This is a genomic window from Nocardioides sp. Bht2 (assembly GCF_047308515.1).
Taxonomy (GTDB): domain Bacteria; phylum Actinomycetota; class Actinomycetes; order Propionibacteriales; family Nocardioidaceae; genus Nocardioides.
In genome coordinates this window covers 710307-733189 of the sequence record NZ_JBLBWI010000001.1, presented here as the reverse complement: position 1 = coordinate 733189, position 22883 = coordinate 710307, and the positions used below count along the sequence as shown (strand labels likewise).

The 22883-nt window shown below is 69.0% G+C and carries 23 protein-coding genes; 7 read left to right on the top strand and 16 right to left on the bottom strand.

Features of this window, described 5'->3' with window-relative positions:
* Window positions 1-7 precede the first annotated feature (7 nt).
* The 6 genes from ACLM5J_RS03500 to ACLM5J_RS03475 all read left to right on the top strand — a co-directional run bounded on the left by ACLM5J_RS03500 (window position 8) and on the right by ACLM5J_RS03475 (window position 6900).
* Window positions 8-1531 carry an MFS transporter gene (locus ACLM5J_RS03500; RefSeq protein ID WP_413654654.1) on the top strand — a complete coding sequence of 508 codons (1524 nt, stop codon included), beginning with the start codon at window positions 8-10 and terminating at the stop codon, window positions 1529-1531.
* Window positions 1532-1652: 121 nt separating this feature from the next.
* On the top strand, window positions 1653-2003 hold the full coding sequence (locus ACLM5J_RS03495) for an ArsR/SmtB family transcription factor (RefSeq protein ID WP_413654653.1): 351 nt from the start codon (window positions 1653-1655) through the stop codon (window positions 2001-2003).
* Entirely contained in the window at window positions 2003-2947 is a 945-nt protein-coding gene (locus ACLM5J_RS03490; RefSeq protein WP_413654652.1) for a cation diffusion facilitator family transporter, read from the top strand. Before ACLM5J_RS03495 ends, ACLM5J_RS03490 begins: the two co-directional genes overlap by 1 nt.
* A gap of 298 nt (window positions 2948-3245) precedes the next feature.
* Window positions 3246-4427 (top strand): pyruvate dehydrogenase (acetyl-transferring) E1 component subunit alpha, encoded by a 1182-nt coding sequence (gene pdhA / locus ACLM5J_RS03485; protein ID WP_413654650.1) that lies wholly within the window; start codon window positions 3246-3248, stop codon window positions 4425-4427.
* Entirely contained in the window at window positions 4427-5413 is a 987-nt protein-coding gene (locus ACLM5J_RS03480) for an alpha-ketoacid dehydrogenase subunit beta (RefSeq protein WP_413654648.1), read from the top strand. The genes pdhA and ACLM5J_RS03480 overlap by 1 nt, the downstream gene beginning before the upstream one ends.
* Before the next feature lie 11 nt (window positions 5414-5424).
* Window positions 5425-6900 (top strand): dihydrolipoamide acetyltransferase family protein, encoded by a 1476-nt coding sequence (locus ACLM5J_RS03475; protein WP_413654647.1) that lies wholly within the window; start codon window positions 5425-5427, stop codon window positions 6898-6900.
* A 126-nt stretch (window positions 6901-7026) separates the two neighbouring features.
* Here the strand turns inward: ACLM5J_RS03475 and ACLM5J_RS03470 are convergent, their stop codons facing one another.
* The 9 genes from ACLM5J_RS03470 to ACLM5J_RS03430 all read right to left on the bottom strand — a co-directional run bounded on the left by ACLM5J_RS03470 (window position 7027) and on the right by ACLM5J_RS03430 (window position 16057).
* Window positions 7027-7896 carry an SDR family oxidoreductase gene (locus ACLM5J_RS03470; RefSeq protein WP_413654645.1) on the bottom strand — a complete coding sequence of 290 codons (870 nt, stop codon included), beginning with the start codon at window positions 7894-7896 and terminating at the stop codon, window positions 7027-7029.
* A 42-nt stretch (window positions 7897-7938) separates the two neighbouring features.
* Window positions 7939-8634 (bottom strand): GTP pyrophosphokinase family protein, encoded by a 696-nt coding sequence (locus tag ACLM5J_RS03465; protein WP_413654643.1) that lies wholly within the window; start codon window positions 8632-8634, stop codon window positions 7939-7941.
* Window positions 8635-8762: 128 nt separating this feature from the next.
* A complete protein-coding gene (locus ACLM5J_RS03460) occupies window positions 8763-10241 on the bottom strand; it encodes a carboxyl transferase domain-containing protein (protein ID WP_413654641.1) in 1479 nt (492 codons plus the stop codon).
* Window positions 10238-11224: an NAD-dependent epimerase/dehydratase family protein gene (locus tag ACLM5J_RS03455; protein ID WP_413654640.1), complete on the bottom strand. Its 987-nt coding sequence runs from the start codon at window positions 11222-11224 to the stop codon at window positions 10238-10240. Before ACLM5J_RS03455 ends, ACLM5J_RS03460 begins: the two co-directional genes overlap by 4 nt.
* 73 nt (window positions 11225-11297) lie before the next feature.
* Complete coding sequence (locus ACLM5J_RS03450; RefSeq protein WP_413654638.1) at window positions 11298-12140, bottom strand: S1 family peptidase; 843 nt, start codon at window positions 12138-12140, stop codon at window positions 11298-11300.
* Window positions 12141-12222: 82 nt separating this feature from the next.
* Complete coding sequence (locus tag ACLM5J_RS03445) at window positions 12223-13734, bottom strand: M1 family metallopeptidase (RefSeq protein WP_413654636.1); 1512 nt, start codon at window positions 13732-13734, stop codon at window positions 12223-12225.
* Between the two features lie 63 nt (window positions 13735-13797).
* Window positions 13798-14313 (bottom strand): GNAT family N-acetyltransferase, encoded by a 516-nt coding sequence (locus ACLM5J_RS03440; RefSeq protein WP_413654635.1) that lies wholly within the window; start codon window positions 14311-14313, stop codon window positions 13798-13800.
* The gene (locus tag ACLM5J_RS03435; protein WP_413654633.1) at window positions 14310-15230 is read right to left on the bottom strand and encodes an oxidoreductase; all 921 of its coding nucleotides are present in this window, start codon (window positions 15228-15230) and stop codon (window positions 14310-14312) included. Before ACLM5J_RS03435 ends, ACLM5J_RS03440 begins: the two co-directional genes overlap by 4 nt.
* On the bottom strand, window positions 15227-16057 hold the full coding sequence (locus ACLM5J_RS03430; RefSeq protein ID WP_413654632.1) for a maleylpyruvate isomerase family mycothiol-dependent enzyme: 831 nt from the start codon (window positions 16055-16057) through the stop codon (window positions 15227-15229). Before ACLM5J_RS03430 ends, ACLM5J_RS03435 begins: the two co-directional genes overlap by 4 nt.
* Window positions 16058-16115: 58 nt before the next feature.
* On the opposite strand from ACLM5J_RS03430, the gene ACLM5J_RS03425 reads away from it, so the two are divergent.
* A complete protein-coding gene (locus ACLM5J_RS03425) occupies window positions 16116-17861 on the top strand; it encodes a thioredoxin-like domain-containing protein (protein WP_413654630.1) in 1746 nt (581 codons plus the stop codon).
* An 8-nt stretch (window positions 17862-17869) separates the two neighbouring features.
* Here the strand turns inward: ACLM5J_RS03425 and ACLM5J_RS03420 are convergent, their stop codons facing one another.
* From ACLM5J_RS03420 to ACLM5J_RS03390, 7 genes are all read right to left on the bottom strand, one after another.
* Complete coding sequence (locus ACLM5J_RS03420) at window positions 17870-19120, bottom strand: HipA domain-containing protein (RefSeq protein ID WP_413654628.1); 1251 nt, start codon at window positions 19118-19120, stop codon at window positions 17870-17872.
* Window positions 19120-19386 carry a helix-turn-helix transcriptional regulator gene (locus ACLM5J_RS03415; RefSeq protein WP_413654627.1) on the bottom strand — a complete coding sequence of 89 codons (267 nt, stop codon included), beginning with the start codon at window positions 19384-19386 and terminating at the stop codon, window positions 19120-19122. Before ACLM5J_RS03415 ends, ACLM5J_RS03420 begins: the two co-directional genes overlap by 1 nt.
* Window positions 19387-19506: 120 nt before the next feature.
* Window positions 19507-19878 (bottom strand): monovalent cation/H(+) antiporter subunit G, encoded by a 372-nt coding sequence (mnhG, locus tag ACLM5J_RS03410; protein WP_413654626.1) that lies wholly within the window; start codon window positions 19876-19878, stop codon window positions 19507-19509.
* Complete coding sequence (locus ACLM5J_RS03405; protein ID WP_413654624.1) at window positions 19875-20159, bottom strand: monovalent cation/H+ antiporter complex subunit F; 285 nt, start codon at window positions 20157-20159, stop codon at window positions 19875-19877. Before ACLM5J_RS03405 ends, mnhG begins: the two co-directional genes overlap by 4 nt.
* A complete protein-coding gene (locus tag ACLM5J_RS03400) occupies window positions 20156-20734 on the bottom strand; it encodes a Na+/H+ antiporter subunit E (protein WP_413654623.1) in 579 nt (192 codons plus the stop codon). Before ACLM5J_RS03400 ends, ACLM5J_RS03405 begins: the two co-directional genes overlap by 4 nt.
* The gene (locus tag ACLM5J_RS03395; protein WP_413654621.1) at window positions 20731-22425 is read right to left on the bottom strand and encodes a Na+/H+ antiporter subunit D; all 1695 of its coding nucleotides are present in this window, start codon (window positions 22423-22425) and stop codon (window positions 20731-20733) included. The genes ACLM5J_RS03400 and ACLM5J_RS03395 overlap by 4 nt, the downstream gene beginning before the upstream one ends.
* The gene (locus ACLM5J_RS03390; protein ID WP_413654619.1) at window positions 22422-22877 is read right to left on the bottom strand and encodes a Na(+)/H(+) antiporter subunit C; all 456 of its coding nucleotides are present in this window, start codon (window positions 22875-22877) and stop codon (window positions 22422-22424) included. Before ACLM5J_RS03390 ends, ACLM5J_RS03395 begins: the two co-directional genes overlap by 4 nt.
* Between the last annotated feature and the right edge of the window lie 6 nt (window positions 22878-22883).

The following is a 22883-nucleotide window of genomic DNA, read 5'->3' as shown; positions in this document are numbered from 1 at the left end:
TATGGATATGAGCGCAGTACTGTCACCCGTCACCAATCCGTCGTCGCCGCTCTCGGCTCGACGACGTTGGGCTGCGCTCGCGGCGCTGATGATCCCGGTCCTTCTGGTCTCGATCGACAACACCGTGCTCAGCTTCGCGGTGCCCTCGATCACCCGCGACCTGGCGCCGAGCGGCAACGAACTGCTCTGGATGATCGACATCTACCCGCTCGTGCTCGCCGGACTCCTGGTGCCGATGGGCAGCCTCGGTGACCGGATCGGACGACGTCGCCTGCTGTTGATCGGTGCCACGGGATTCGCCGCGGTCTCCGCGCTGGCCGCTTTCGCGCCGAATGCCGGCAGCCTGATCGCCGCCCGGTTCTTCCTCGGCTTCTTCGGCGCCATGCTGATGCCGGCCACGCTCTCGCTGATCCGCAACATCTTCACCGACGACAGTGAGCGCCGGATCGCGATCGCGATCTGGGCCTCCGGCTTCTCCGGTGGCGCCGCGCTCGGTCCGCTGGTCGGTGGTTGGTTGCTGGAGCACTTCTGGTGGGGTTCGGTCTTCCTGCTCGCCGTCCCGGTGCTGATCCCCTTGTTGCTGATCGGACCGATCCTGCTTCCCGAGTCGCGCGACCCGAACCCGGGCCGGGTCGACCTGATCGGCATCGCTCTGGTGAGTGGTGCCCTGGTCGGCGTCGTCTTCGCGATCAAGTCCGCTGCCTCGGGCGATGGCTTCACGGTGGCGATGCTCGCTGCCGCGGCCGGTCTGGCTGCCGGATACGGCTTCGTGCGCCGGATGTTGCGCTCGTCGAACCCGATGCTCGACGTCCGGCTCTTCCGGAACCCGATCTTTTCCGGTGCGTTGGCGGTCAACCTGGTCAGTGTCTTCGCGCTGGTCGGCTTCCTCTACTTCTTCACCCAGTACCTGCAACTCGTGGCCGGCCACGGCCCGATGGACGCCGCGGTCCTGCTGATCCCCGGCCTGGTCTGCACGGTGACCTTCGGGCTGGCGGCGGTGCCGTTGGTCCGCCGGATCGGTCCGCGGCGGGTGATCATGCTCGGTCTGGCGCTCAACTCGGTCGCCTACCTCGTGGTGGCGGCGCTGGGGCACACCGGCTCACAGACCGCTCTGCTCACCGGCTTCATCATGCTCTGCGCCGGCGTCGGGATGGCCGAGACGATCTCCAATGATCTCGCCCTCTCCGCTGTGCCGCCGGCCAAGGCTGGTGCCGCCTCCGCGGTCTCCGAGACCGCCTACGAGGTCGGCGCGGTGCTGGGCACCGCGGTCCTGGGCAGCCTGCTGAACCTCGCCTACCGACAGGGCGTCGAGGTGCCGGCCGGAGTCAGTGCCGAGCAGGCCGAGCACGCCCAGGGAACGCTGGGTGGCGCGGTCCAGGTCGCCGAGGGGTTGCCGCACGAGCTCGGACAGCGGCTCTTCGACTCCGCGACCGCCGCGTTCGACAGCGGCGTCACCTGGACGGCGGCGATCGGCTGCCTGCTCAGCCTGTTGGCGCTCGTGGTTGCGCGCCGGACGTTGTGCCACGCCTGATCCGGGCGCCCCGCGCCGAGTGATCTGCGCCTGAAGAACGCCGCCTCGACCTTGGTCGGGGCGGCGTTCTTGTGGTCCCTGATGCTTGCCTGCTTGAACATGCATGTGTGAACATATGCGTATGTACGAATATAACGATTGGATCGAGCCGGACGAGAGCGAGATCGCCGTCTGTGTCGAGATCTTCTCGCTGCTCGCCGACGCCACCCGGATGCGGATCGTGCTCGCCCTGCGCGAGGGTGAACAATCCGTCGGCGCGATCGCCGGGCTGGTGGGCAAGTCCCAGGCCGCCGTCTCGCAACACCTCGCCAAGCTCCGGATGAGCCGGTTGGTGACCACCCGGCACGAGGGGGCCAAGGTCTTCTACCGACTGGCCAACGACCACCCGCTGGAGCTGCTCCAGGTGGCGATCCGTCAGGCCGAGCACGCTGTCGGCGGAGCGCTGCGTCACCACGACGATCGGACGAAGTGATGGGCGTCGGGCACGGACACGGGCACTCCGGCGGCGGTGGGCATGCCGAGGGCCGGGCCGCGGATCGGGGCCGCCTGATCAAGGTGCTGGCGGTGACCGCCGTCGTTCTGGTGATCGAGGTGATCGGTGCCTGGGTGACCGGCTCGCTGGCACTGCTCGCCGACGCCGGGCACATGGCGACCGACGCTTCGGCGGTGCTGATCGCGCTGTCCGCCTCGTATGTCGCCACCCGGCCGCCCGGGCCGCGGGCCACCTTCGGGCTGCACCGCGCCGAGATCCTCGCCGCATTGGTCAACGCGGTCGTCCTGCTCGGTGTCTGTGGCTGGCTCTTCTGGGCCGCGATCGGCCGGCTGCGCAACCCTGAGACGGTGCACGGTTCGGGCATGGTCGGCTTCGCGCTGCTCGGCCTGCTGGCCAACCTGGTCTCGCTCTTCATCCTGATGCGTGCCGACCGGAGTTCGCTCAACATCCGCGGCGCCTTCCTGGAGGTTGCGACCGACACGCTCGGCTCCGTACTCGCCCTGGTCGCCGGTGTGGTGATCTGGGCGACCGGCTGGGACCGCGCCGACGCCTTCGCCTCGCTGGCGATCGCCGTGCTGATCCTGCCGCGCTCGATCTCGCTGATCCGCGACAGTGCGGCGGTGTTGCTGGAGACCGCGCCGGCCGGCCTCGACCTGGCCGATGTGCGGCGTCACCTGACGGAGGTTCCCGGCGTCGTCGACGTGCACGACCTGCATGCTTGGACGATCACCTCGGGGATGCCGAGCCTCTCGGCGCACGTCACCGTCACCGACGAACTGCTGGCCCAGGCCGGCGTCGGCGAGGTGCTCGACCGGGTCAGCGCCTGCGTCGCCGACCACTTCGGTATCCGGCACGTCACCTTCCAGATCGAGCCGGTCAGCCACCGGGCGCACGAGGACCTCGGCGAACCCGGCTGCGACTAGCCGCCCCGCCCCGTGCGGACGTCATGCGTTGTATGGACCCGCTCCCTCTGAACGTATGACGTCCGGGGGCGAGGAGGGGAGTGGCGACGGCGATTTCGTTGGGCGTCCAAGCGGATTGGCCGACTCGGCCAGGCTGCCGGTACCTTGGCAGAAGAGCGCGAATGTGTCGCCGATCACACGATCGGTGCGCCTTCGCGCCACTGCCACACCCCCGGGCCCACACCCGGGAATCCGGGGGAATCGATGGCCGGGCGACCGACGATCTCGGAGCCCGGGCGTAGTGACAAGGAGCGACAACGTGACCCCTGCTGACTTCGGGCCCGACCTGGTGGAAGTCTTCGGACCCTCCCAGGCTGACGGCGGCCCCGAGCTGATTCAGCTCCTCACTCCGGAGGGGGAGCGGGTCGAGCACCCGGAGTTCTCCTTCCAACCCCGCGACGCCGACGGCAATCTGCTGGACCCGGACGAGACGATCCGCGGCTTCTACCGGGACATGGTGCTGACCCGTCGCATCGACACCGAGGCGACCGCGCTGCAACGCCACGGTGAACTCGGTCTCTGGGCCCAACTGCTCGGCCAGGAAGCCGCGCAGATCGGCGCCGGCCGGGCGCTCCGCCCGCAGGACTTCGCCTTCCCGACCTACCGCGAACACGGCGTCGCGTGGTGTCGTGGTGTCGACCCGCTTCGGCTGCTCAGCCTCTTCCGCGGCGTCGACCACGGGTCGTGGGACCCGGCCGAACACAACTTCGGGCTCTACACGATCGTGATCGGTGCGCAGACCCTGCACGCCGCCGGCTACGCGATGGGGATGCAGCGCGACGGCGTCGTCGGCACCGGAGACCCACAGCGCGACGCCGCAGTGCTCGCCCACTTCGGTGACGGCGCCTCCTCCCAGGGCGACGTCAACGAGTCGTTCATCTTCGCGGCCTCCTACAACGCTCCGGTGGTCTTCTTCTGCCAGAACAACCAGTGGGCGATCTCCGAGCCGATCGAACGACAGAGCCGGATCCCGCTCTACCAGCGGGCGCTCGGGTTCGGATTCCCCGGCGTCCGGGTCGACGGCAACGACGTGTTGGCCACCTACGCCGTCGCCACCGCCGCGCTGCAACGTGCTCGTGACGGCCAGGGACCGAGCTTCGTCGAGGCCTACACCTACCGGATGGGCGCGCACACCACTACCGACGACCCGACCCGCTACCGACTCAACGACGACCTCGAACACTGGAAGCTGAAGGACCCGATCGCGCGGGTCAAGGTCTACCTGAGTCGCAACGGCCTCGCCGACGACGCCTTCTTCGACGCCGTCCAGGCCGAGGCCGACGAGCTCGGCCACCAGCTGCGGGAAGGCTGCAAGAGCCTGCCCAACCCGGTACCCACGGCGATCTTCGACAACGTCTACGCCGAGGAGACCGGCGAGCTCGCCCAGCAGCGCGCGGTCTTCGAGGAGTACCACGCCGGCTTCGAGCGGGAGGTGCACTGATGGGTGCCACGCAGCGGATCACGCTCGCCAAGGGGCTCAATGCCGGGCTCCGTAAGGCGATGGAGGACGACCCCAAGGTTCTGATCATGGGCGAGGACGTCGGCAAGCTCGGCGGCGTCTTCCGGATCACCGACGGGTTGCAGAAGGACTTCGGTGAGGACCGGGTGATCGACTCGCCGCTCGCCGAGTCCGGCATCGTCGGAACCGCGGTGGGCCTTGCCCTGCGGGGCTACCGCCCGGTGGTGGAGATCCAGTTCGACGGCTTCGTCTACCCGGCCTACGACCAGATCGTCTGCCAGGTCGCCAAGATGCACTACCGCTCGCAGGGGCGAAGCAAGATGCCGATGGTGATCCGGATCCCGTTCGGCGGCGGCATCGGCGCCGTCGAGCACCACTCCGAATCGCCCGAGGCGCAGTTCGCGCACACTCCCGGTCTCAAGGTGGTGGCCTGCTCCAACCCGGTCGACGGTTACTGGATGCTGCAGCAGGCGATCGCCAGCGACGACCCGGTGATCTTCTTGGAGCCGAAGCGGCAGTACCACGCCGACAAGGCCGAGCTGGACGTTGAGGCGACCCCGCCGCCGCTCTTCACCTCGCAGGTCAAGCGGAGCGGCAACGACGTCACCCTGCTCTCCTACGGGCCGACGGTGAAGACCGCGCTGTTGGCGGCCGAGGTCGCCGCCGATGAAGGCCGTTCGCTGGAAGTGATCGACCTGCGGACCCTGTCGCCGCTGGACATGGGGCCGGTCCTGGATTCGGTGCGGCGCACCGGTCGCGCGGTCGTCGTCCACGAGGCGCACATGAACCTCGGGATGGGTGCCGAGTTGGCCGCGCGGATCACCGAGGAGTGCTTCTACTCCCTGGAGGCACCGGTGCTGCGTGTCGGTGGCTACGACACGCCCTATCCGGCGGCCCGCAACGAGGAGGAGTTCCTGCCCGACCTCGACCGGGTGCTGGACGCCGTCGACCGTTCCTTCGGGTACTGAGAGTGAGTGGCATGTTCGAGTTCAAACTGCCCGACGTCGGTGAAGGCCTGACCGAGGCGGAGATCGTCTCCTGGAAGGTGAAGCCCGGCGACGTCGTCGAGATCAACGATGTGATCGTGGAGATCGAGACCGCCAAATCGTTGGTGGAGTTGCCCTCGCCGTACGCCGGCACGGTGCTGAACCTGCTGGTCGCGGAGGGTGAGACGGTGCCGGTCGGCACCTCGATCATCGCGATCGGCGACGCCGGGGAGCAGCCTGCGCAGCCGGCCCCCGCGGCACCCCTCGGCGAGATCGACCTCTCCAACCCGGCGGCTTCCGGTGGTGGCGAGGGCGAGAGCCTGGTCGGCCGAGCGCCGGCGGAACGCGGCGCGCAGCGTCGGCGCCGGAAGCTGGTGGAGGCTGCCGGCGAGCACGTGGCGCGCGCGGGGGTGCACGACACCTTCAACGCGGGCGCCCCGCCGCAGACCGAGCAGGTGGAGCAGATCGTCGCCGCGGTGGCTACCCAGACCGCCGACCAGCAGGCGGGCCAGACGCCGGTGGCGGCTTTGGCGGTCACGCCGAGCGCTCCGGCCGATCCGGCAGCTCAGCGCGCCTTGGCGAAGCCGCCGGTGCGCAAGCTCGCCAAGGATCTCGGGGTCGACCTGACCTCGTTGACGCCGACCGGCCCGAACGGCAGCGTCTCGCGGGCCGACGTCGAGCAGGCTGCGAGTGCGGCTCCGGCGCTGACTACGGTTCCCGACCTGACTGCTGCTTCGACAGCGGTGGCACCCGGCGTCCGGGAGACCCGGGAGCCGATCAAGGGGGTCCGGAAGGTGATGGCCGAGGCGATGGTGGGCTCCGCGTTCACCAGCCCGCACGTCACCGAATGGATCACGCTCGACGTCACCCGGACCATGGAGTTCGTCGAGCGACTACGGGGACACCGCGACTTCCGTGAGGTCAAGGTGTCGCCGTTGCTGATCCTGGCGCGGGCGGCGATGGCGGCGATGCGCCGGACCCCGATGATCAACTCCTGGTGGGACGGCGCGGCCGGCGAGGTCGCGGTGCGGCACTACGTGAACCTCGGCATCGCGGCAGCGACGCCGCGGGGCCTGGTGGTGCCGAACATCAAGGACGCCGACCAGCTCAGCCTGGTGGAGTTGGCCGGGGCGCTCGGACAGCTCACCGAGACCGCCCGGTCCGGGCGCACCCAGCCGGCGGAGATGTCGGGCGGCACCTTCACCATCACCAATGTGGGTGTCTTCGGTGTCGACGGTGGCACCCCGATCATCAACCCAGGTGAGTCGGCGATCCTCTGCTTCGGCGCGATCAAGAAGCAGCCTTGGGTGGTCACCGATGCCGACGGCAACGACACGTTGGCGATCCGCCAGGTGACCACGCTCAGCCTGAGCTTCGACCACCGCCACATCGACGGTGAGGCGGGCTCCCGCTTCCTCGCCGACGTCGCCTCGGTCCTGGAGGACCCGGCCAACGCCCTCCTGCTCTGACCCAGCCAGCCCCACTTCTGTCCACAGCAGACCCTCTCCCACCAGATAGTCCCTGACGTTTGGCCCCTGAATTTCGCGATTTGAGGGGCGAAACGTCAGGGACTATCGGGGTTGTGGACGAAGGCGTCAGTTCGCGCGACGGGAGGAGAACCGGGTGAAGAGGGTCATGCCTTTGCCCAACGCGGACGACGCGAGCCGGTTGGTGGCGACTCCCCTGGGGCGGCGCGGGTTCTTGATCGCGTCGGTGCCGCCGTCCGCGTAGACGACGGAGCCGACCATCAGGCTGGCGGCGTCCGATAGCAGGAAGCCGATCAGTGCGGCGATCTCCTCGGGGCGCCCCGGCCGCTTCAGAGCCGTCGGGTAGGCGTCGGCGAACCGGCCGAAGACCGGGTCGGCCTTGACCTCGGTGGTCATCGGCGTGGCGATCAGGCCGGGGGCGACGGCGTTGATCCGGATACCAGCGCCGGCCCAGCGCGCCTTGACGCCCTCGGTGCGCGCCCACCAGGCGAGCGCGGCCTTGCTGGATGGGTAGGCGATCACGGCGGGGACCTTCGCGGCCTCGGCACGTGCCTTGGTCTCATCGCCGCGCAGGCACGCTTTGGCCACCGGCGCGGACCAGGCGGGCTGGCAGGTGGTCGAGTTCGACGAGAGCATGACGACGGCGCCGTTGCCCGCCGCGGCCAGTTCGGCGTGCAGCCCTTCCACCAGTTCGACGGCGCCGAAGTAGTTCACCGAGACCAGGAGTTCGGGGTCGACCCCGGTGATCCCGGCCAGGCCGGCGCACGGCACGACACCGTGGATCACCGATGCCTGTGCGCGGATCGCGGCGATCACCTCGCGGCGTCCGGCAGCCGTGCCGAGGTCGCCGACCACGTCCGCTCGGTGCCGGTCGACCCCGATCACGCGATGGCCTTGGTTGCGCAGCAGGTCGGCAGTCGCCTGACCGATCCCGGAGGCGGCGCCGGTCACGAGATAGGTGCGGGGCTGTTCAGTCACGACTCGCGAACATACCGCAGGTATGGCCTCGGTGCGGCCGAATCAGGGACGCCGCAACGACTCGACCTCGTCCCGCATCCGGCCCATCTGCCGGTCCAGGTCCGCCGCCGTCAGCGCGACCTCCCGCAGACTCTCGACCAGGTCGGCAGGTACCGCGCCGGCGTACTTGTAGTAGATCCGGTGCTCGACGCTGGCCCAGAAGTCCATCGCGATGGTCCGGATCTGCACCTCGACCGGTACCTGAATGGTGCGGTCGGAGAGGTAGACCGGCACCTCGACGATCAGATGCAGGCTCTGATAGCCGTTCGCTTTGGGCGACTCGATGTAGTCCTCGGTCTCGATCAGTTCGACGTCGGGCTGTCGGGTCAGCATCGCGGCGACCTGGTAGGTGTCCTCGACGAACGCACAGGTCACCCGGATCCCGGCGATGTCGCGGACCTGCTCGCGGACGATCGGCAGCTCGGGCGGGCAGTCGATCCGTCGGACCTTCTCGGCCAACGATTCGAGCGTCTTGAGTCGCGTCTTCACGTGCTCGATCGGGCTGTAGTCGTGGGTCAGCTCGAAGTCGCGGCGCAGGATGTCGATCTTGGTCGCGACCTCGTCCATCGCGCAGCGGTACTCGAGGGTGAAGCGCGACAGCTCGTCGCGAAGCTCGACCAAGGACTCGTCCGGCGCGTCGGCCCCGGCGTCGCCCAGCAGGGTGCGCAGCAGCTCGAACGGGCTCGCGGTCGTACTCATGGCGCCTATTCTCCGCGACGCCGCCAAGTCGCACGTTGTTGCCATCCGCCGACGCTGCCGAACGTTCGGCCCCAAGAAACGGCGTTCTGAGGTGCCGAACGTCAGGGACTATCGGGAAAGGGAGGAGGTCAGAGGTAGCGGGCCGAGCGGGCTTCGACGGAGCCAGGGCCGCTCGCCAGCAACTGAGCCAGCTCGTACTCCAGGACGCCGCCGACGCGGCGGCAGAACTCCTCGGGCTCGTCGGCGGCGTCGGGTAGCTCGGCGACGATCCGGTCCACCACACCGGCGGTGTGCATGTCGATCGCCCGCACCTGCTGGGCCCGCGCCATCTCGGGCGCATGGTCGAGGTCGCGGTGCACGATCGCAGAGGCGCCCTCGGGCGGCAGCGGTGAGAGCCAGGCGTGTTGGGCGGCGATCACCCGGTCCGCGGGGAGCAGCGCGAGCGCGCCGCCCCCGTTGCCCTCGCCGAGCATCAGGCAGAGCGTCGGCGCATCCAGGGTGACCAGGTCGGCCAGGCAGCGGGCGATCTCGCCGGCCAGCCCACCCTCCTCGGCCTCCACCGAGAGCGCTGCGCCCTGGGTGTCGATCACCGTCACCAGCGGCAGGTTCAGCTCGGCCGCGAGCCGCATTCCACGTCGCGCCTCGCGCAGCGCACCAGGGCCGAGCGGGTGCGCCGCCGTCTGGCCGCGCCGGTCCTGGCCGAGAAAGACGCACGGCGCCTCGCCGAACCGCGCCAGCGCGATCAGCAGGCCCGGGTCCGACTCACCCTGACCGGTGCCGTTGAGCGGCACCACGTCAGAGGCCGCGTAGCGCAGCAGTCGCCGCACGCCCGGTCGCTCCGGACGACGCGAGCGGGTGACGGCGTCCCAGGTCTCGACGTCGGGGATCGGCAACGCCTCAGGCGCGGCGACCGGCTCGATGCCGAGCCGGGGTGCCTCAAGGATGGTCAGTGCCCGGTCCAGGATGTCCGCGATCTCCGACGGTGGCACGACCGCGTCGATGATTCCGTGCGCATAGAGGTTCTCCGAGGTCTGCACGCCTTCGGGGAACTCCTTGCCGTACAGCGCTTCGTAGACCCGCGGCCCGAGGAATCCGGTCAGCGCACCGGGTTCGGCGACGGTGACGTGGCCGAGCGACCCCCACGAGGCCATCACCCCGCCGGTGGTGGGGTGACGCAGGTAGACCAGATACGGCAGCCCTGCCGCCTTGTGCCGCGCGACGGCTGCGCTGATCCGCACCATCTGCACGAACGCGGGGGTGCCTTCCTGCATCCGGGTCCCACCCGACGTCGGCGCCGCCAGCAAGGGCAGACCCTCGGCGGTGGCCCGCTCGATCCCGGCAACGAGCCGGTCCGCGCTGGCCCGGCCGATGGATCCGGCAAGGAACCGGAACTCGCAGGCCACGACCGCGACCCGCCGTCCGCGCATCAGCCCTTCGCCGGTGACGATCGACTCGTCGAGCCCCGTCTTCTCCTGCGCCGCCGCCAACTCGGCGGCGTACCCCTCACTGATCGGGCCGCGTACCGGCGGGGTGTCCCAGGAACGCCAGGAGTCGGCGTCCAGGACGAGGTCGATCAGCTCATGGGCGGAGAGGCGCTGGGTGCTCACGCCCGGTGATTCTGCCAGTCCGCGAGGAGTTCGGCCTCGGCTTCGCGGCCCATACCTATCGGCGCGATCCCGTCCGCGGAGCGCAGCCACGCCAACGTGTCTCCGGCCGTCTCGGCGAGGCCGCGGGTCTGGAGACCGGCCGCGTAGGAGGCGGTGACGTCGTGGCTCACCAGCCCCGCGTAGTCCGGAAGCGGCAGCCAGAGCGGAAGCGAGCCCGGACCCATCCACGGTGGTACCTCCCGGTCGAGCAGGAACGACTGGTCGACCCAGGTGAGTCGGGGATCTACCGCCACGCCACGAGCGATCTCGGCCAGTGCGGCCCCACGGGTGGTGGGCTGCCCGGTGCCGTCGAGGATCGCCACGGTGCGGCGCTCGGCGAGCAGCACCAACCACGCAGCGAGGTCGCGGACGTCGATCACCTGCACCGCGTCGTCGGGTGAACCAGGAGCCAGCACCTCGCCGCCGTCAGCGAGCCGAGCCGGCCAGTAGGAGAAGCGTCCACTCGGGTCGCCCGGGCCGACGATCAGACCGGGCCGGACGATCGTGGCCGAGGCGGCGCCGTCGAGGACGGAGAGCTCGCAGGCCCGCTTCATCGGGCCGTAGGCCTCAGGCTCCACGGTGAGGTCTGCGTCCTCGTCACGAGGCTCGACCAGCGGCAGGTTCTCCGGGGTGCCACCGGGGGTGGCGTCGTCGGCGTAGACGTTGATCGTGGAGACGAAGACCCAATGGCTGTTGGGGAACGCGGCGACCGCGGCGCGGACCCGGCTGGGGTGCCGAGCCACGTCGACGACGACGTCGAAGGTCTCGTCGGCCAGCGCATCGGGTACCGGTTCGTCACGGTCCCAGGCCACCCAGCGGGCGCCGTCGGGAGCGCCGCCGGAGCGGCCACGGGTCGCGCAGACCACGTCGTGGCCGACCGCGACGGCGTGAGCCGCGACCGCGCGGGAGAGGAAGACCGATCCGCCGAGCACCAGGAGCTTCATCCTTCGACCCTCGCCGTCGCTACGGTCCGGGGCAAGGATTTATGCGCAGAGCGGAACGGCCTCCTCGGTGATCTCAGAGGCCGAAGTTCGCCAGCCAACTGCGGACCACAGGGATGTCGACCCGCTGGTAGCCGTCGAGGTAGCGGCAGTTCTCGGTGTATCCGTAGGAGGTCACCCCGACCACGACGCCGTCGAGCCACAGGGAGCCGCCGGAGTCACCGAAGCAGGTCCCGCCGGTGCCGAACGGGTCCTTCTCGTTGCCGTTGGTCTGGATGATCTGGGGCGTGATCTTCTGGCCGGGCATCGTCACGTAGCGCCGGATCAGTGGATAGCTCATCGGCGTCGGCTTCTGGGGTCCGGCGTCGGGTTTGCGTACCTCGGTCCCGTAACCGACCGCGGTGAAGAGAGCCTTCCGCGGCTGCTTGACGGCGTCGACCGCACCCACCGTCGAGAGCGGCGCAGGCGCGATCCCGACAACCGGCGCGTCGAGCACGATAACCCCGACGTCGTTCCAGTTCCGCAGATCCGTGAAGTCGCTGTACTGGGGGTGTGTGTACGCCGTCCCGGACCGGTATCCGGCCGCTGCCAACTCGGCTGCGGTGTAGCCGGCGGTGACGTCGCCGGCCACCGGCAGCGGCGACGGCGGCGCTTCGGCGATCACGCTGTCGAAGGTGACCAGTGTCTTGCCGAGCGTGCCCGAGGTGCAGTGCGCGGCGGTCAACAGGACCGTGGGACTGACCAGGGTCGCCGAGCACCGGAACCGCCCGGTGGCGTCGTAGAAGGCGATCATCGCCACGTTGGGATGGGTTTCGCCGTCGGGGGTGCCGCCGGTGCTGGCCGCAACGGGGCCTGCCGGGGCAAGAAGTCCGAGGCTCACGATGGCCACGGCCAGTGCTGCGAGTACGCGGTTGCGCATGGATGTCCCTCCGAGTTGGGGATGAGGGTTCCAGAAGACACCCGCGTTCCGGCCCCTGGGAAGGGACCGGATTGGGGAAAACTCAGCGCGCCGGCGTGGTCTCGCCGAGCAACCAGGCGTCGAAGAGGTCGCTCAGGTCGGTGCCGGTCTGCTTCTGTACCCAGGCCAGGTACTCGTCCCGGGTGGCGTTGCCGAACTTCTTGAGGGTCGGCCAGGCGCGCACCATCACCCAGAAGTCCTGCTCGCCGACCTTCTCGCGCACCTCGTGCCACATCAGCGCGGGCGAGTAGTAGACGTTGGTCTGGGCGAAACTGCGCGGGTCGTAGTCACCGGGCGGGCCATCGGCCTCCCGGCTCTGTCGTTCGTAGAGGGCGGCTTCACGCAACACCTTCGACAACTCGATCTTCTCGGTCTCGGCGCGGAGCAGGAACTCGAGGTAGGTGGTCATCCCCTCGTTCATCCACACGTCGCGCCAGTCGGTGGGCGAGACGATGTTGCCGTACCAGTGGTGCGCGATCTCGTGCAGGACCGTGCCCGGCGCCAGGGCGTAGTCGGTGTTGCCGTAGGTGATCGTGGTCTGGGTCTCCATCGCCGACTCCGACGGCACGACCACCGAACCGAGCCGGTCGAACGGGTACGGACCGAGGCGGCGCTCCAACCAGGCAAGAGCCTTCGGCGTATACCGCAGCGCCTTCAGCGCGCTCGGCTGGTCGCGCGGCGTCCAGTAGGTCAACGGGACCCCGCTCGCGGACTTGTCCTGGGTGAGCACGTAGTCGTCGATGGCGATCGTGGTCAGGTACGAGGAGGCGGGCGAGTGCAACCGGAACTCGGTGATGGTCTGGCCGTCGACCTCGCGCTTGTCGAGCAGTTCGCCGTTCGCGACGCCGACGTAGGGGGCGGGCACGGTGACCGTGAAGTCGTAGAAGGCCTTGTCCGCAGGCTGGTCGTTGACCGGGTACCAGGTGAAGGCGCCATAGGGCTCCTGCATCGTCCAGACGGCGTCGTCGGTGACGGTCCAGCCGAGGGTGGTGAAGTCGCTGCGGGTGGTCGGGGCGTCGAACGGCTCCGGAGCGCCGCTGTAGGCGATCGTGACCAGGTGTCGGTCGTCGGTGGTGATCGGGGACTCGACAACGAGGTCCTTGCCGATCTGGGTGGCCTTGACCTCGACGCCGTCCAGGACGACCTGGTTGACCTTCAGCGATTCGCCGAGGTCGAGCTGGAACTGGGCCTGGGTGCGTGCCGCCCGGAACGCGATGGTGGCGATGCCGTCGAGCTTGTTCCCCTCAGGCGTCCAGGTCAGGTCCAGGTGGTACTTGAGGGCGTCGACGCTGGGGTCGCCGACGTTGGGATAGACGCTGTCCTCGACGGTGGTGCTGAGCGCCGCGTCCAAGGCGGGGTCCGCCGGGTCGATGTCGCGCTGGGTGATCAGCTCCTCGTCGGTGCCGCTGCTGCTCGGCGACGCCGGCTCGCTGGGGGCCGGGGTGCTGCTCGCCGGGCTCTTGTCGCCGTCGCGGAGAACCAGGACCGCGACCGTCACGGCTGTGGCCACGAGGACCACCAGAGCGACGATCAGTGCAGTCAGTTTGGCGCGCATCGAGGATTCTCCTGGGTAGAGCGGGGCGGGGATGGTGCGCCTCCTACCCGAACTGGGCGTGGCTCAACCACCAGACCCTTCAGTCTCTCCGGTCCGCTGCATCAGTGCCACCTGTTTGCCGGCATTACCGAGCCGAGTTATCTCCCGATAGCCACGTCCAGCATGGAAGGCCAGCGAGGCCTGGTTGGGCGGGTCGACGTTGACCTCGAGGGTCATGGGGCAATGCGGCCCGGTGTCGGCCTCCAGCTCCGCGTACGCCCTCGAGCCGAGGCCGAGCCGGTGGAACGGGCCGTCGATGACGACGCGATCCAGGTACCGGAAGTCGCTCAGGTTGTCGCTGAACCAGCGGTAGTAGACCGAGTCGTACTCGACGCCGGGGGCGAAGGTGAGCACGAAACCTGCCCGCTCGCCTTCGTGCTCGATGATGAACGCACCGGCGGCGCGATTCAGCAGATAGTGCAGGCGTTCCAGGTCCATCGCGGAGAGGACGTCGACGAAACGCTCGTTGAGGTCGAGCACCCAGGCGTGGTCGTCGACCACGATCGGACGCAGCACGCTGGGGAGTCCGGACGTCGTCACGGCCAGCTCAGTCCGACCGTCTGCTCGCTGAGTCTCCACAGCGCGCGTTGGGCGTTGCCGTTGCGCGCGAGCCGGGACGGGGTGACCACCTTCGGCAGGCCACGGAGCTCCCGGAAGCCGCTGGGCCCGCAGAAGGTTCCGCCCGGAAGGTCGGCGGTGGCGGCCATCAGGGTCGGCAGGGCACCCATCGACGCGCTCTGCGCGGTGGCCCGTGCGGTGGCGTCGAAGACGCTGGCCAGCGCGCCGCCGTGCTGCATCGTCTGGCCGTAGGAGAGCAGGTTGGTCGCCGAGTAGCCGGGGTGGGCGGCGAGCGCCTGCAACGGGATCCCTTCGGAGTCGCTGCGCCGCTGGAGTTCGAAGGTCATCAGCAGGTTGGCGAGCTTGGTCTGGGCGTAGACGGGCCAGCGTCGGTAGCTGCCGCTGGCGTCGCGCGGCTCGCCGAGCGGGGCGCTGCGGGCCAGGTGGTGCATCGCGGAGGAGACCATCACGACCCGTCCGCTGCCGGTGGCCACCAACTGCGGGAGCAACAGCCCGGTGAGCAGGAACGGCCCGAAGTGGTTGGTCGCCATCTGCAGGTCGAGGCCGTCGGCGGTCCGCTGCTGCGGGGTCGCCATCACCCCGGCGTTGTTGATCAGCACGTCGATCGCGCCCAGGCGCACCGAGCGGGCGGCGGCCCGGCGGACCGAGGCCAGATCGGCCAGGTCCACGACCAGCGACTCGAGCTCCGCCTTGGGCGCGACGCGGTGGATCGCTTCGATCGTGCTCGCGATCCGCTCCGGCGAACGGCCGGCGAGGATGACCCGTCCGCCGGCCAGGGCCAGCTGCCGCGCGGTCTCGCGACCCAGGCCGCTGGTGGCACCGGTGACGGCGAAGGTGCGTCCGGTCTGATCGCCGAGGTCGGCGAGGGTCCAGATCACGGGGTGACCGCCAGCGCTTCCAGTACCCGGCGGCCCAGCTCCTGGTCGCCCTCGACGGTGACGGCGCCGGGTTCGGCCTCGACGTCGGCAGCGGATCGGCGTCCGCCGCCGAGCACGGTGAAGGCCTCGACGCCCAGGTGCAGGCGTGCGGTCATCTCACCATCGGCGGCGACCTGCTCGGCGCGGCCCTCGTCGTTGATCCGCACGGCGAGCGGCAGCTGGCCTTCGACGTGCAGCGCGATGCTGGTTCCGGCCGGCGGGGAGACCCGCTTGCCGACGACGACCGGTAGCGCGGCGGAGAAGATCGTCACCACATGGTGCGCCGCGGGGGAGTCGAGGTTGCCGGGGCGCTGGACCGCGCGGCGGATGTCCTGCTCGTGCATCCAGACGTCGAGCGGTCGGTTCCGGAGCAGGGTGCGCCAGCTCCAACCGATCGCGCCGAAGACACCGGGCGCGTCGGCGTCCGCGTCGGTGGGCGGCGATGCGAGGTGCTGGGTGTGCCGGGTGGTCGCGGACTCACGCAGCTCGGCCAGCAGCTCGTCGGGCGTCCGGTCGCGGCGCGCGACGACGCCCTGTTCGGTGAAGCTGCCCATCGGGTTCTTCACGTGCTCGGGTTCGCCGATGTCGACCTGATCGTCGCCGGGCGCCCCGACCAGCAACGCCTCAAGGTGTGCGGTGTGCGCGACCACGGCGTGCACGTCCCACCCGGGCAGGTCGGTGGCCCTCGCCCAGTCAGTGGGGTCGAGCTCCTCGACGAGTCGGGTGAAGTCATCGATGGACTGCCACCAGATGTCGATGTAGCCGGTCAGCTCTTCGGCGTCGCTCATACTTGCGCACCTTACTGGGCGCTCACAGCGCTGGTGGTGGGTTGGCAGACTAGAGGGCATGACGGCACGAGTGCGAGCCCCTGAACTTCGCGGACGTGGGTGGCTGAACACCGATGGCCCGTTGACCCTGCGCGAGCTGCGCGGACGCTTCGTCCTGCTCGACTTCTGGACGTTCTGCTGCATCAACTGCCTGCACGTCCTGGAGGAGCTGCGCCCGGTGGAGGCGGAGTTCGCCGACGAGCTGGTGGTGATCGGGGTGCACTCGCCGAAGTTCGTGCACGAGGCCGATCCGGTGGCGTTGGCGCGGGCGGTGGAGCGGCACGCGGTCCATCACCCGGTCCTCGACGATCCGGAGCTGATCACCTGGCAGGCCTACACGGCCCGTGCCTGGCCGACGCTGGTGCTGATCGACCCGGAGGGCTACATCGTCGGCACCTATGCCGGGGAGGGCCACGCGCATGCATTGGCAGCGACGCTGGCCGACCTCGTCGAGCAACATCGCGAGCGCGGCACGCTGCAGCCGGGCGACTCGCCGTACGTGGCACCCGCGCCGCGCGACTCCGAGCTCAGCTTCCCCGCGAAGGCGATCGTCGTCGACGACGCGATGTTGGTCGCGGACGCCGGGTCGCGCAGCGTGGTCGAGCTCCGCGGCGGCACCGTCACGCGGCGGTTCACCGGGTTCGCGGAGCCGAATGGCCTCTGCCAGCTTCCGGACGACGTCGCCGCGACGGTGGGGTACCAGGTGGTGGTCGCCGACACCGTCGGTCACCGGCTGTGGGGTCTCGATCTGGCCAGCGGCGACCAGCGGGTGGTGGCCGGCGACGGGCGTCAATGGATGCAGGGCGATCCGACGACGTCGCTGAGCAGTCCGTGGGACGTCGTCTGGTGGCAGGACCGGGTCTGGGTGGCGATGGCCGGGGTGCACCAACTCTGGGTCTTCGATCCGCGGACCGGTGCCGTGGAGATCGTCGCCGGGACCACCAACGAGGGCCTGCTGGACGGCCTTCTGCCCGAGGCCTGGTTCGCGCAGCCGTCGGGGCTCGCCGTCGATGGTGACCGACTCTGGATCGCCGACTCCGAGACCTCCGCGCTGCGCTGGCTCGAGGCGACGGAAGAACCCCGCGAGCAGTGGCGGGTGCAGACCGCCATCGGGCTGGGCCTCTTCGACTTCGGCTTCAAGGACGGCGACCGGGAGCGGGCGCGGCTCCAGCATCCGCTCGGTGTCGCCGTCGATGCCGAGCACCGGGTGCTGGTCGCGGACACCTACAACGGTGCGATCCGACGCTTCGATCCACGGCAGGGTCTGCTGGAGACGATCGCGGTCGGCCTGGCCGAGCCGTCGGGCTTGGTCGATGCCGACGGATGGCAGGTGGTGGAGTCCGGTGAGCATCGGATCGCGCCTCTGGTCGAAGGGGGCGAGGTCGACGAGTTCGAGGCTCGCACCCAGCGCCCGGTGACAGAGCTGGGCACAGTGGTGCGGCTCAGCGTCCCGTTCACCGCCCCGCCCGGGCAGAAGGTCGACGACCGGTTCGGCCCGGCCACCCAACTCATCGTCACCGCCACCCCGCCCGCGTTGCTCCGTGACGGCGAGGGGCGCGGCATCGAACTCGGCCGCGAACTCCAGCTCGACCCTCGAGTCGGCGAAGGGGTCCTACACGTGGCCGCCCGAGCCGCCTCCTGCGACATCGGCGACGGCGAAGGGGCCGCTTGCCGGATGCATCAACAGGACTGGGGCGTCCCGATCCAGATCACCGCCGACGGTCCCACCGAGTTGGTGCTACCACTAGGCGGCACCGACACCTGACGGCGCGGCTAGCGCCAGCCTCTACTGCCCCAGTGCGCTTCGAGGCGGGGGATGAGCTGGTGGACGCCGTCGGGCGGAGTGACGCTGTGGGCGGCAACCCAGACGGCGTCCACCAGCTCAGCCACGGTGTTCCTGACTCTCCCTGGGGAGGTGCCCCAGGAGGAGCCCTCTGTGATCAGGTCCTCCAGGCTGAGGTGGTCGAGGTTGCCGCGCCCGTTGATCAGGTGGCCTGTCCCCTTGAACCGTGGACTGAGGTAGCGGACTGGGGCGACGTCGTACAAGGGCGCGAGGCTCACCTCCCCGGTCTCTTCGATCATCAGCGAGTAGTTCTTCGAGTGGGCGTCCGCGTTGCCGATGAGCGCGTTGAAGCAGACGGCTTGGAGCAGCGTGCGCCGGAAGCTGTCTGGGCTCGCTGCGCGGGGAGCAGCCAGGGCTGCCAGCTGTCTCAGCCGGGAATTTCCGGCGTTGGTCTGCAACTCATATTTGGCGGAAGGGTCGAGGCCCAAGGCCTGGCAGAAATCCTCTTGGTGTGCACGCCGCCCATCGGGTGCGCGGTCGTACCTGCGAACGACGATCGCGGTGCGGGAGCCGAAGACCTGCAACGTGCTCTGCGCAGCAGGCAACCCGACCCGAGCAGCGACTTCCAACGCCCAGTGTTCGGCGTGAACCAGGTGCGGCACTGGCGTGCTCAAGGGTTCCGGCTTGATCAGATGACTGCTCGGAGCTCCGTCCGAGGGCCAGCCCCACCCGTCGTCGACACGCGTCAGGAGAAGCTTGTCCTGGATGCCCGCGAGCGAAGCGTGGAGATGGGTGCCATCGGGTGCGCTGGACGTGGGCAGGCTCTCCACCAGCGTGGTGACTTCATCGCGGGATAAAGGAGTGACCGTCCCTTCTCCGGGCACGTGTCCCGTGCGCAGGAACTGAACCGCGCCCGCGCACTCTGCGCCCACGTGGTCGAGGAGCGCCATCTTGTCCACGACGGCCACCTTCACGTGCGCCGCCAGTTGAGCGCGCAGGTTTCCCTCCGGAAGGAGCCCTTCAAGGAAAGCGGCGACTGGGCGCTTGGTGGGGTCGTGCGGGTGGTCGACGAGGGGATCTGCGCCGATGGGCAACGAGAGTGACAGGACGCGGCTTCCGACGCCGAATCGCTCGATCGCCTCGGGGGCGAAGGTCAGGCGGTACCGGTAGCGAGATGGTTCATCGAGTACTGCGATCCGGCGCCCTCGTAGCCAGACATGGAGTACCGAGTTGGGCGCCATTACGTCGCGCCGTTGTCGGGTTGGGTCTCTGCGATCCGCACGACGGCGAACTTGGGAACAACAGCCAATGCCTGGCCGCATTCCGCCAGCGCCCGGGTCACTGTGTCGATGGAGACTCCGGCACCGTTCTCCAGTCGGACCAGAGTCATCCGGCCGACGCCGATCCGGTCAGCCAACTCCTGCTGGGTGAGGCCCTGCGCCTTGCGCGCAAGTTCGACCGCTTCTCCCAACTCAGAGGCCGTCAGAACCTTGAGCGCTTGATCCATATATCGATCATAGCGCCACTCCCTGGCCAATGATCGTTTTTTGGATCATTTCGCCCGTGCTGCACAATGCACGAAATTTCGATCAGGCGGTTCTGTCGTTACTTCGACGCCTGGCGTCGCTCAGGGCGCGCCGCGCGGCTCGTCGCGGGACGCCTTGAGTACGCCGGAGAGTTCGTCGACGAGGAGTCGTTCGGTGTCGAGCTGGCCGGCGCGGACCGAGGCCCGGGCGACCATGTGGTTGGCGACCGGCGAGGTGATCATCTGGAAGAGCCCGACCAACGCCAGCAGCCCGACCACCTCGAGGTCGCGGAAATGGAAGCCCAGGCCGATCAGGACCAGGACCAGGCCGAGGACCTGGGGCTTGGTGGCGGCGTGCATCCGGGAGAGCAGGTCGGGCAGGCGGAGGACGCCGATCGCGGCGATCAGGGCGAGGGTGGCGCCGGTCAACATGCAGATCGCGGCGATCCAGTCCGCGACGGTGGTCCAGTTCATCGCTCCGCCTTCTCTGCTTCGATGTCGTCGCTACCGCGGGTGAACCGCGCGATGCTCACCGAGCCGACGAAGCCGAGCAGGGTGAGCACCAGCAGGATCGGCAGGGTGAAGGTGTGGTCGTGTCGGGCAGCTTCGACGCCGACCCCGCAGATCATCACGGCGATCAGCACGTCGAGTGCCACCGTGCGATCCAACATCGTGGGCCCCATCGTGGCGCGGGCCAGCAGCAGCAGGGCGGCCAGCCCGAGCATGCCCAGGGTGATCCACAGGACCACGGTCATCGGATCGCCTCCTCAGGCGTGGGTACGGGCGGAAGACCGCTTTTGAACGCCGCCAGGACGCGCTGTTCCTGGGCCAGCACGGCCTGCCGGAACTTCTCGACCTCAGCCAGGTTGCGCACATTGAGCACGTGCAGGAACAGGGTGTGGGTGGAGCGCCGGGCCTCGACCACGATCGAGCCGGGGATCAGCGACGTCATCTCGGCGACCACCGTCAGCACGAAGTCGGACGGCGTGGTCAGGTCGACCTGGACCACCGCGTTGCGGAGCTTCCGGTTCGGCCGCAGGACGACGCCGGCGACCTGGACGCTGGAGACGATGACGTCCCACCCGAATCGGATCACCAACCAGGCCAGCTGGATCGGCCTCGGCCGTAACTGCATCCGCAACGGCGGCAACGGGAAGACCAGGCAGATCAGGACCGCGACCACCACGCCGAGGACGGCGTTGCCCCAGGTGAAGCTGCGCCACAGCGCCATCCAGACCAGGGTCATCCAGACGACGACGGGCCACTGCAACGAGCGGTACCGCGCCGGACGGACGCTGCCGTCGCGGCGGGTGCGGAGTTCGGGGCTCATGAGTCGTCTCCCAGCACCGAGGAGAGATACGGCGTCCGCTCCATCAGGTCCTCGGCCGCCCGGTCGGTGAAGGCGAACAGGGGGCCGGCGACCAGGGTGAGCAGCAGGCTGAACCCGATCAGGACGGCGGTCGGTCCGACCATCGAACCGGGCAGCCTGCTGGGCAGGGCGCCGTCACGGAGCAGTTGGTAGAGGTCGCGGTCTGGCGACTCGTCGTCGACCACCCGCCGGGCGTTCTCCAGGTCGACCCGGCCGAACGCGGTACCGGCGACGTGGACATGGTCGCGGTGCACGACCATCCCCTGGTCGGTGTGCTCGGGGCCGCCTTCCATCTCGGGCAGGGCACGGGCCATCTCGTGAGCCTGCTCCGGCGTGCGCCAGAACGCCAGTGCCCAGGTCTTGGCGATCGCGTAGAGGGTCAGCAGGCTGGTCAGTACGCCGCCGATCACCAGCACGATCGCCAGCCAGCCGCCGTCCGCGAGTCCGGCCTGGAGCAGCCCGACCTTGCCGATGAAGCCCGACATCGGCGGGATGCCGGCCAGGTTCATCGCCGGGACGAAGAAGAGCAGTGCGAGCAGCGGCGAGATCCGCACCAGACCGCCGAGGCGCAACAGGTGGGTACTCCCTGCCCGACGTTCGATCAGACCGACCACCAGGAAGAGCGCGGTCTGGATCGTGATGTGGTGCGCCACGTAGAAGATCGCGCCGGAGATCCCGGCCTTACTGGCCAGGCCGATCCCGAAGATCATGTAGCCGATGTGGCTGACCAGCGTGAACGACAACATACGTTTGATGTCCGACTGGGCGACCGCGCCGAGGATGCCGACGACCATGGTCAGCAACGCGGCCCAGAGCAGCAGGTCGGAGAGTGCGGAGTCGGGGAAGAGCAGCGTCTGGACGCGCAGGATCGCGTAGACACCGACCTTGGTCAGCAAGCCGGCGAAGACGGCGGTGACCGGGGCGGGGGCGGTGGGGTAGCTGTCCGGGAGCCAGAAGGAGAGCGGGAAGACCGCGGCTTTGATCGCGAACGTGGTGAGCAGCAACAGCTGCAGGATCAGCGCGACGTCGCTCGGCGTCGACTCCAAACGGACGGCGAGCTGAGCCAGGTTCAGCGATCCGGTCGCCGCGTAGACCGCGGCCAGCGAGATCAGGAACAGGCTGGAGGACAGGATGTTGACGACCACGTAGATCGTCCCGGCCCGGATCCGGGCACCGGTGCCGCCCAGGGTGAGCAGCACGTAGCTGGCGAAGAGCAGCATCTCGAACGCGACGAAGAGGTTGAACAGGTCTCCGGCCAAGAAGGCGTTCGCAACGCCGGCGACCAGAACCAGGAAGGTCGGGTGGTAGACCGAGACCGGGGTCTCGCTCTCATCTCCGGTCATGCCCTGACCGAGGGAGTAGAGCAGAACCAGCAGGGTGACCACCGCAGAGACCAGCAACATCAGGGTGGCCAGCCTGTCGGCGACCAGCGCGATGCCCAGCGGGGACTCCCAGCCGCCCAACCACAGCACCTGGGGGCCGTTCTGGTCGGCGGCCACGAGCAGCGCTGCGGCGATCGCCACGACCATGCTCAACACCGTGATGGTGACGATCTGCTGCGCCCGCGGGCGGTGCGAGAAGGTCAGCGTGAGCCCGGCACCGAGAAGCGGCAGCACGACGGGCAGCGGAACCATCCAACTCAGATCGTTCATGCTGTGGTGCCTTCCTCTTCGTAGACCTCGTCGGTGGCGGCGTCCTCTTCGGTCGCTCCCATCGACAGGTCGTGGCTGTCGGACGCTTCGTCGGCTGCAGCCAGACGACGGATCGCGGCATCCTCGACGTCGTCCTGGACGTCGTCGTTGCCGTTCAGCTGCCAACTGCGGTGTGCCATCGCCAGGAGGAAGGCGATGGTGCCCAGGGTGATCACGATGGCGGTCAGGACCAGCGCCTGAGGTAGTGGATCAGCCATGTCCTCGACGTCACTACTGCCGATCACCGGCGCGTTGCCGGCAGGTCCGGAGGCGATCATGAAGAGCAGGTTGACGCCGTTGCTCATCATCACCAGGCCGATCAGGACGCGGGTGAGGCTGCGCTCGAGGATCAGGTAGACGCCCGCGCCGATCAGGCTGGACGCGACCAGGATCAAGGTCAGGTTGGCGTTCATCGGCCA

What these genes read in the sequence shown, in the direction of transcription:
- ACLM5J_RS03500 (WP_413654654.1), top strand. Translation starts at nt 8, where the DNA reads ATGAGCGCAGTACTGTCACCCGTCACCAATCCGTCGTCGCCGCTCTCG.
- ACLM5J_RS03495 (WP_413654653.1), top strand. Translation starts at nt 1,653, where the DNA reads ATGTACGAATATAACGATTGGATCGAGCCGGACGAGAGCGAGATCGCC.
- ACLM5J_RS03490 (WP_413654652.1), top strand. Translation starts at nt 2,003, where the DNA reads ATGGGCGTCGGGCACGGACACGGGCACTCCGGCGGCGGTGGGCATGCC.
- ACLM5J_RS03480 (WP_413654648.1), top strand. Translation starts at nt 4,427, where the DNA reads ATGGGTGCCACGCAGCGGATCACGCTCGCCAAGGGGCTCAATGCCGGG.
- ACLM5J_RS03475 (WP_413654647.1), top strand. Translation starts at nt 5,425, where the DNA reads ATGTTCGAGTTCAAACTGCCCGACGTCGGTGAAGGCCTGACCGAGGCG.
- ACLM5J_RS03465 (WP_413654643.1), bottom strand. Translation starts at nt 8,634, where the DNA reads ATGAGTACGACCGCGAGCCCGTTCGAGCTGCTGCGCACCCTGCTGGGC.
- ACLM5J_RS03455 (WP_413654640.1), bottom strand. Translation starts at nt 11,224, where the DNA reads ATGAAGCTCCTGGTGCTCGGCGGATCGGTCTTCCTCTCCCGCGCGGTC.
- ACLM5J_RS03450 (WP_413654638.1), bottom strand. Translation starts at nt 12,140, where the DNA reads ATGCGCAACCGCGTACTCGCAGCACTGGCCGTGGCCATCGTGAGCCTC.
- ACLM5J_RS03445 (WP_413654636.1), bottom strand. Translation starts at nt 13,734, where the DNA reads ATGCGCGCCAAACTGACTGCACTGATCGTCGCTCTGGTGGTCCTCGTG.
- ACLM5J_RS03430 (WP_413654632.1), bottom strand. Translation starts at nt 16,057, where the DNA reads ATGAGCGACGCCGAAGAGCTGACCGGCTACATCGACATCTGGTGGCAG.
- ACLM5J_RS03425 (WP_413654630.1), top strand. Translation starts at nt 16,116, where the DNA reads ATGACGGCACGAGTGCGAGCCCCTGAACTTCGCGGACGTGGGTGGCTG.
- ACLM5J_RS03420 (WP_413654628.1), bottom strand. Translation starts at nt 19,120, where the DNA reads ATGGCGCCCAACTCGGTACTCCATGTCTGGCTACGAGGGCGCCGGATC.
- ACLM5J_RS03415 (WP_413654627.1), bottom strand. Translation starts at nt 19,386, where the DNA reads ATGGATCAAGCGCTCAAGGTTCTGACGGCCTCTGAGTTGGGAGAAGCG.
- mnhG (WP_413654626.1), bottom strand. Translation starts at nt 19,878, where the DNA reads ATGAACTGGACCACCGTCGCGGACTGGATCGCCGCGATCTGCATGTTG.
- ACLM5J_RS03405 (WP_413654624.1), bottom strand. Translation starts at nt 20,159, where the DNA reads ATGACCGTGGTCCTGTGGATCACCCTGGGCATGCTCGGGCTGGCCGCC.
- ACLM5J_RS03400 (WP_413654623.1), bottom strand. Translation starts at nt 20,734, where the DNA reads ATGAGCCCCGAACTCCGCACCCGCCGCGACGGCAGCGTCCGTCCGGCG.
- ACLM5J_RS03395 (WP_413654621.1), bottom strand. Translation starts at nt 22,425, where the DNA reads ATGAACGATCTGAGTTGGATGGTTCCGCTGCCCGTCGTGCTGCCGCTT.
- ACLM5J_RS03390 (WP_413654619.1), bottom strand. Translation starts at nt 22,877, where the DNA reads ATGAACGCCAACCTGACCTTGATCCTGGTCGCGTCCAGCCTGATCGGC.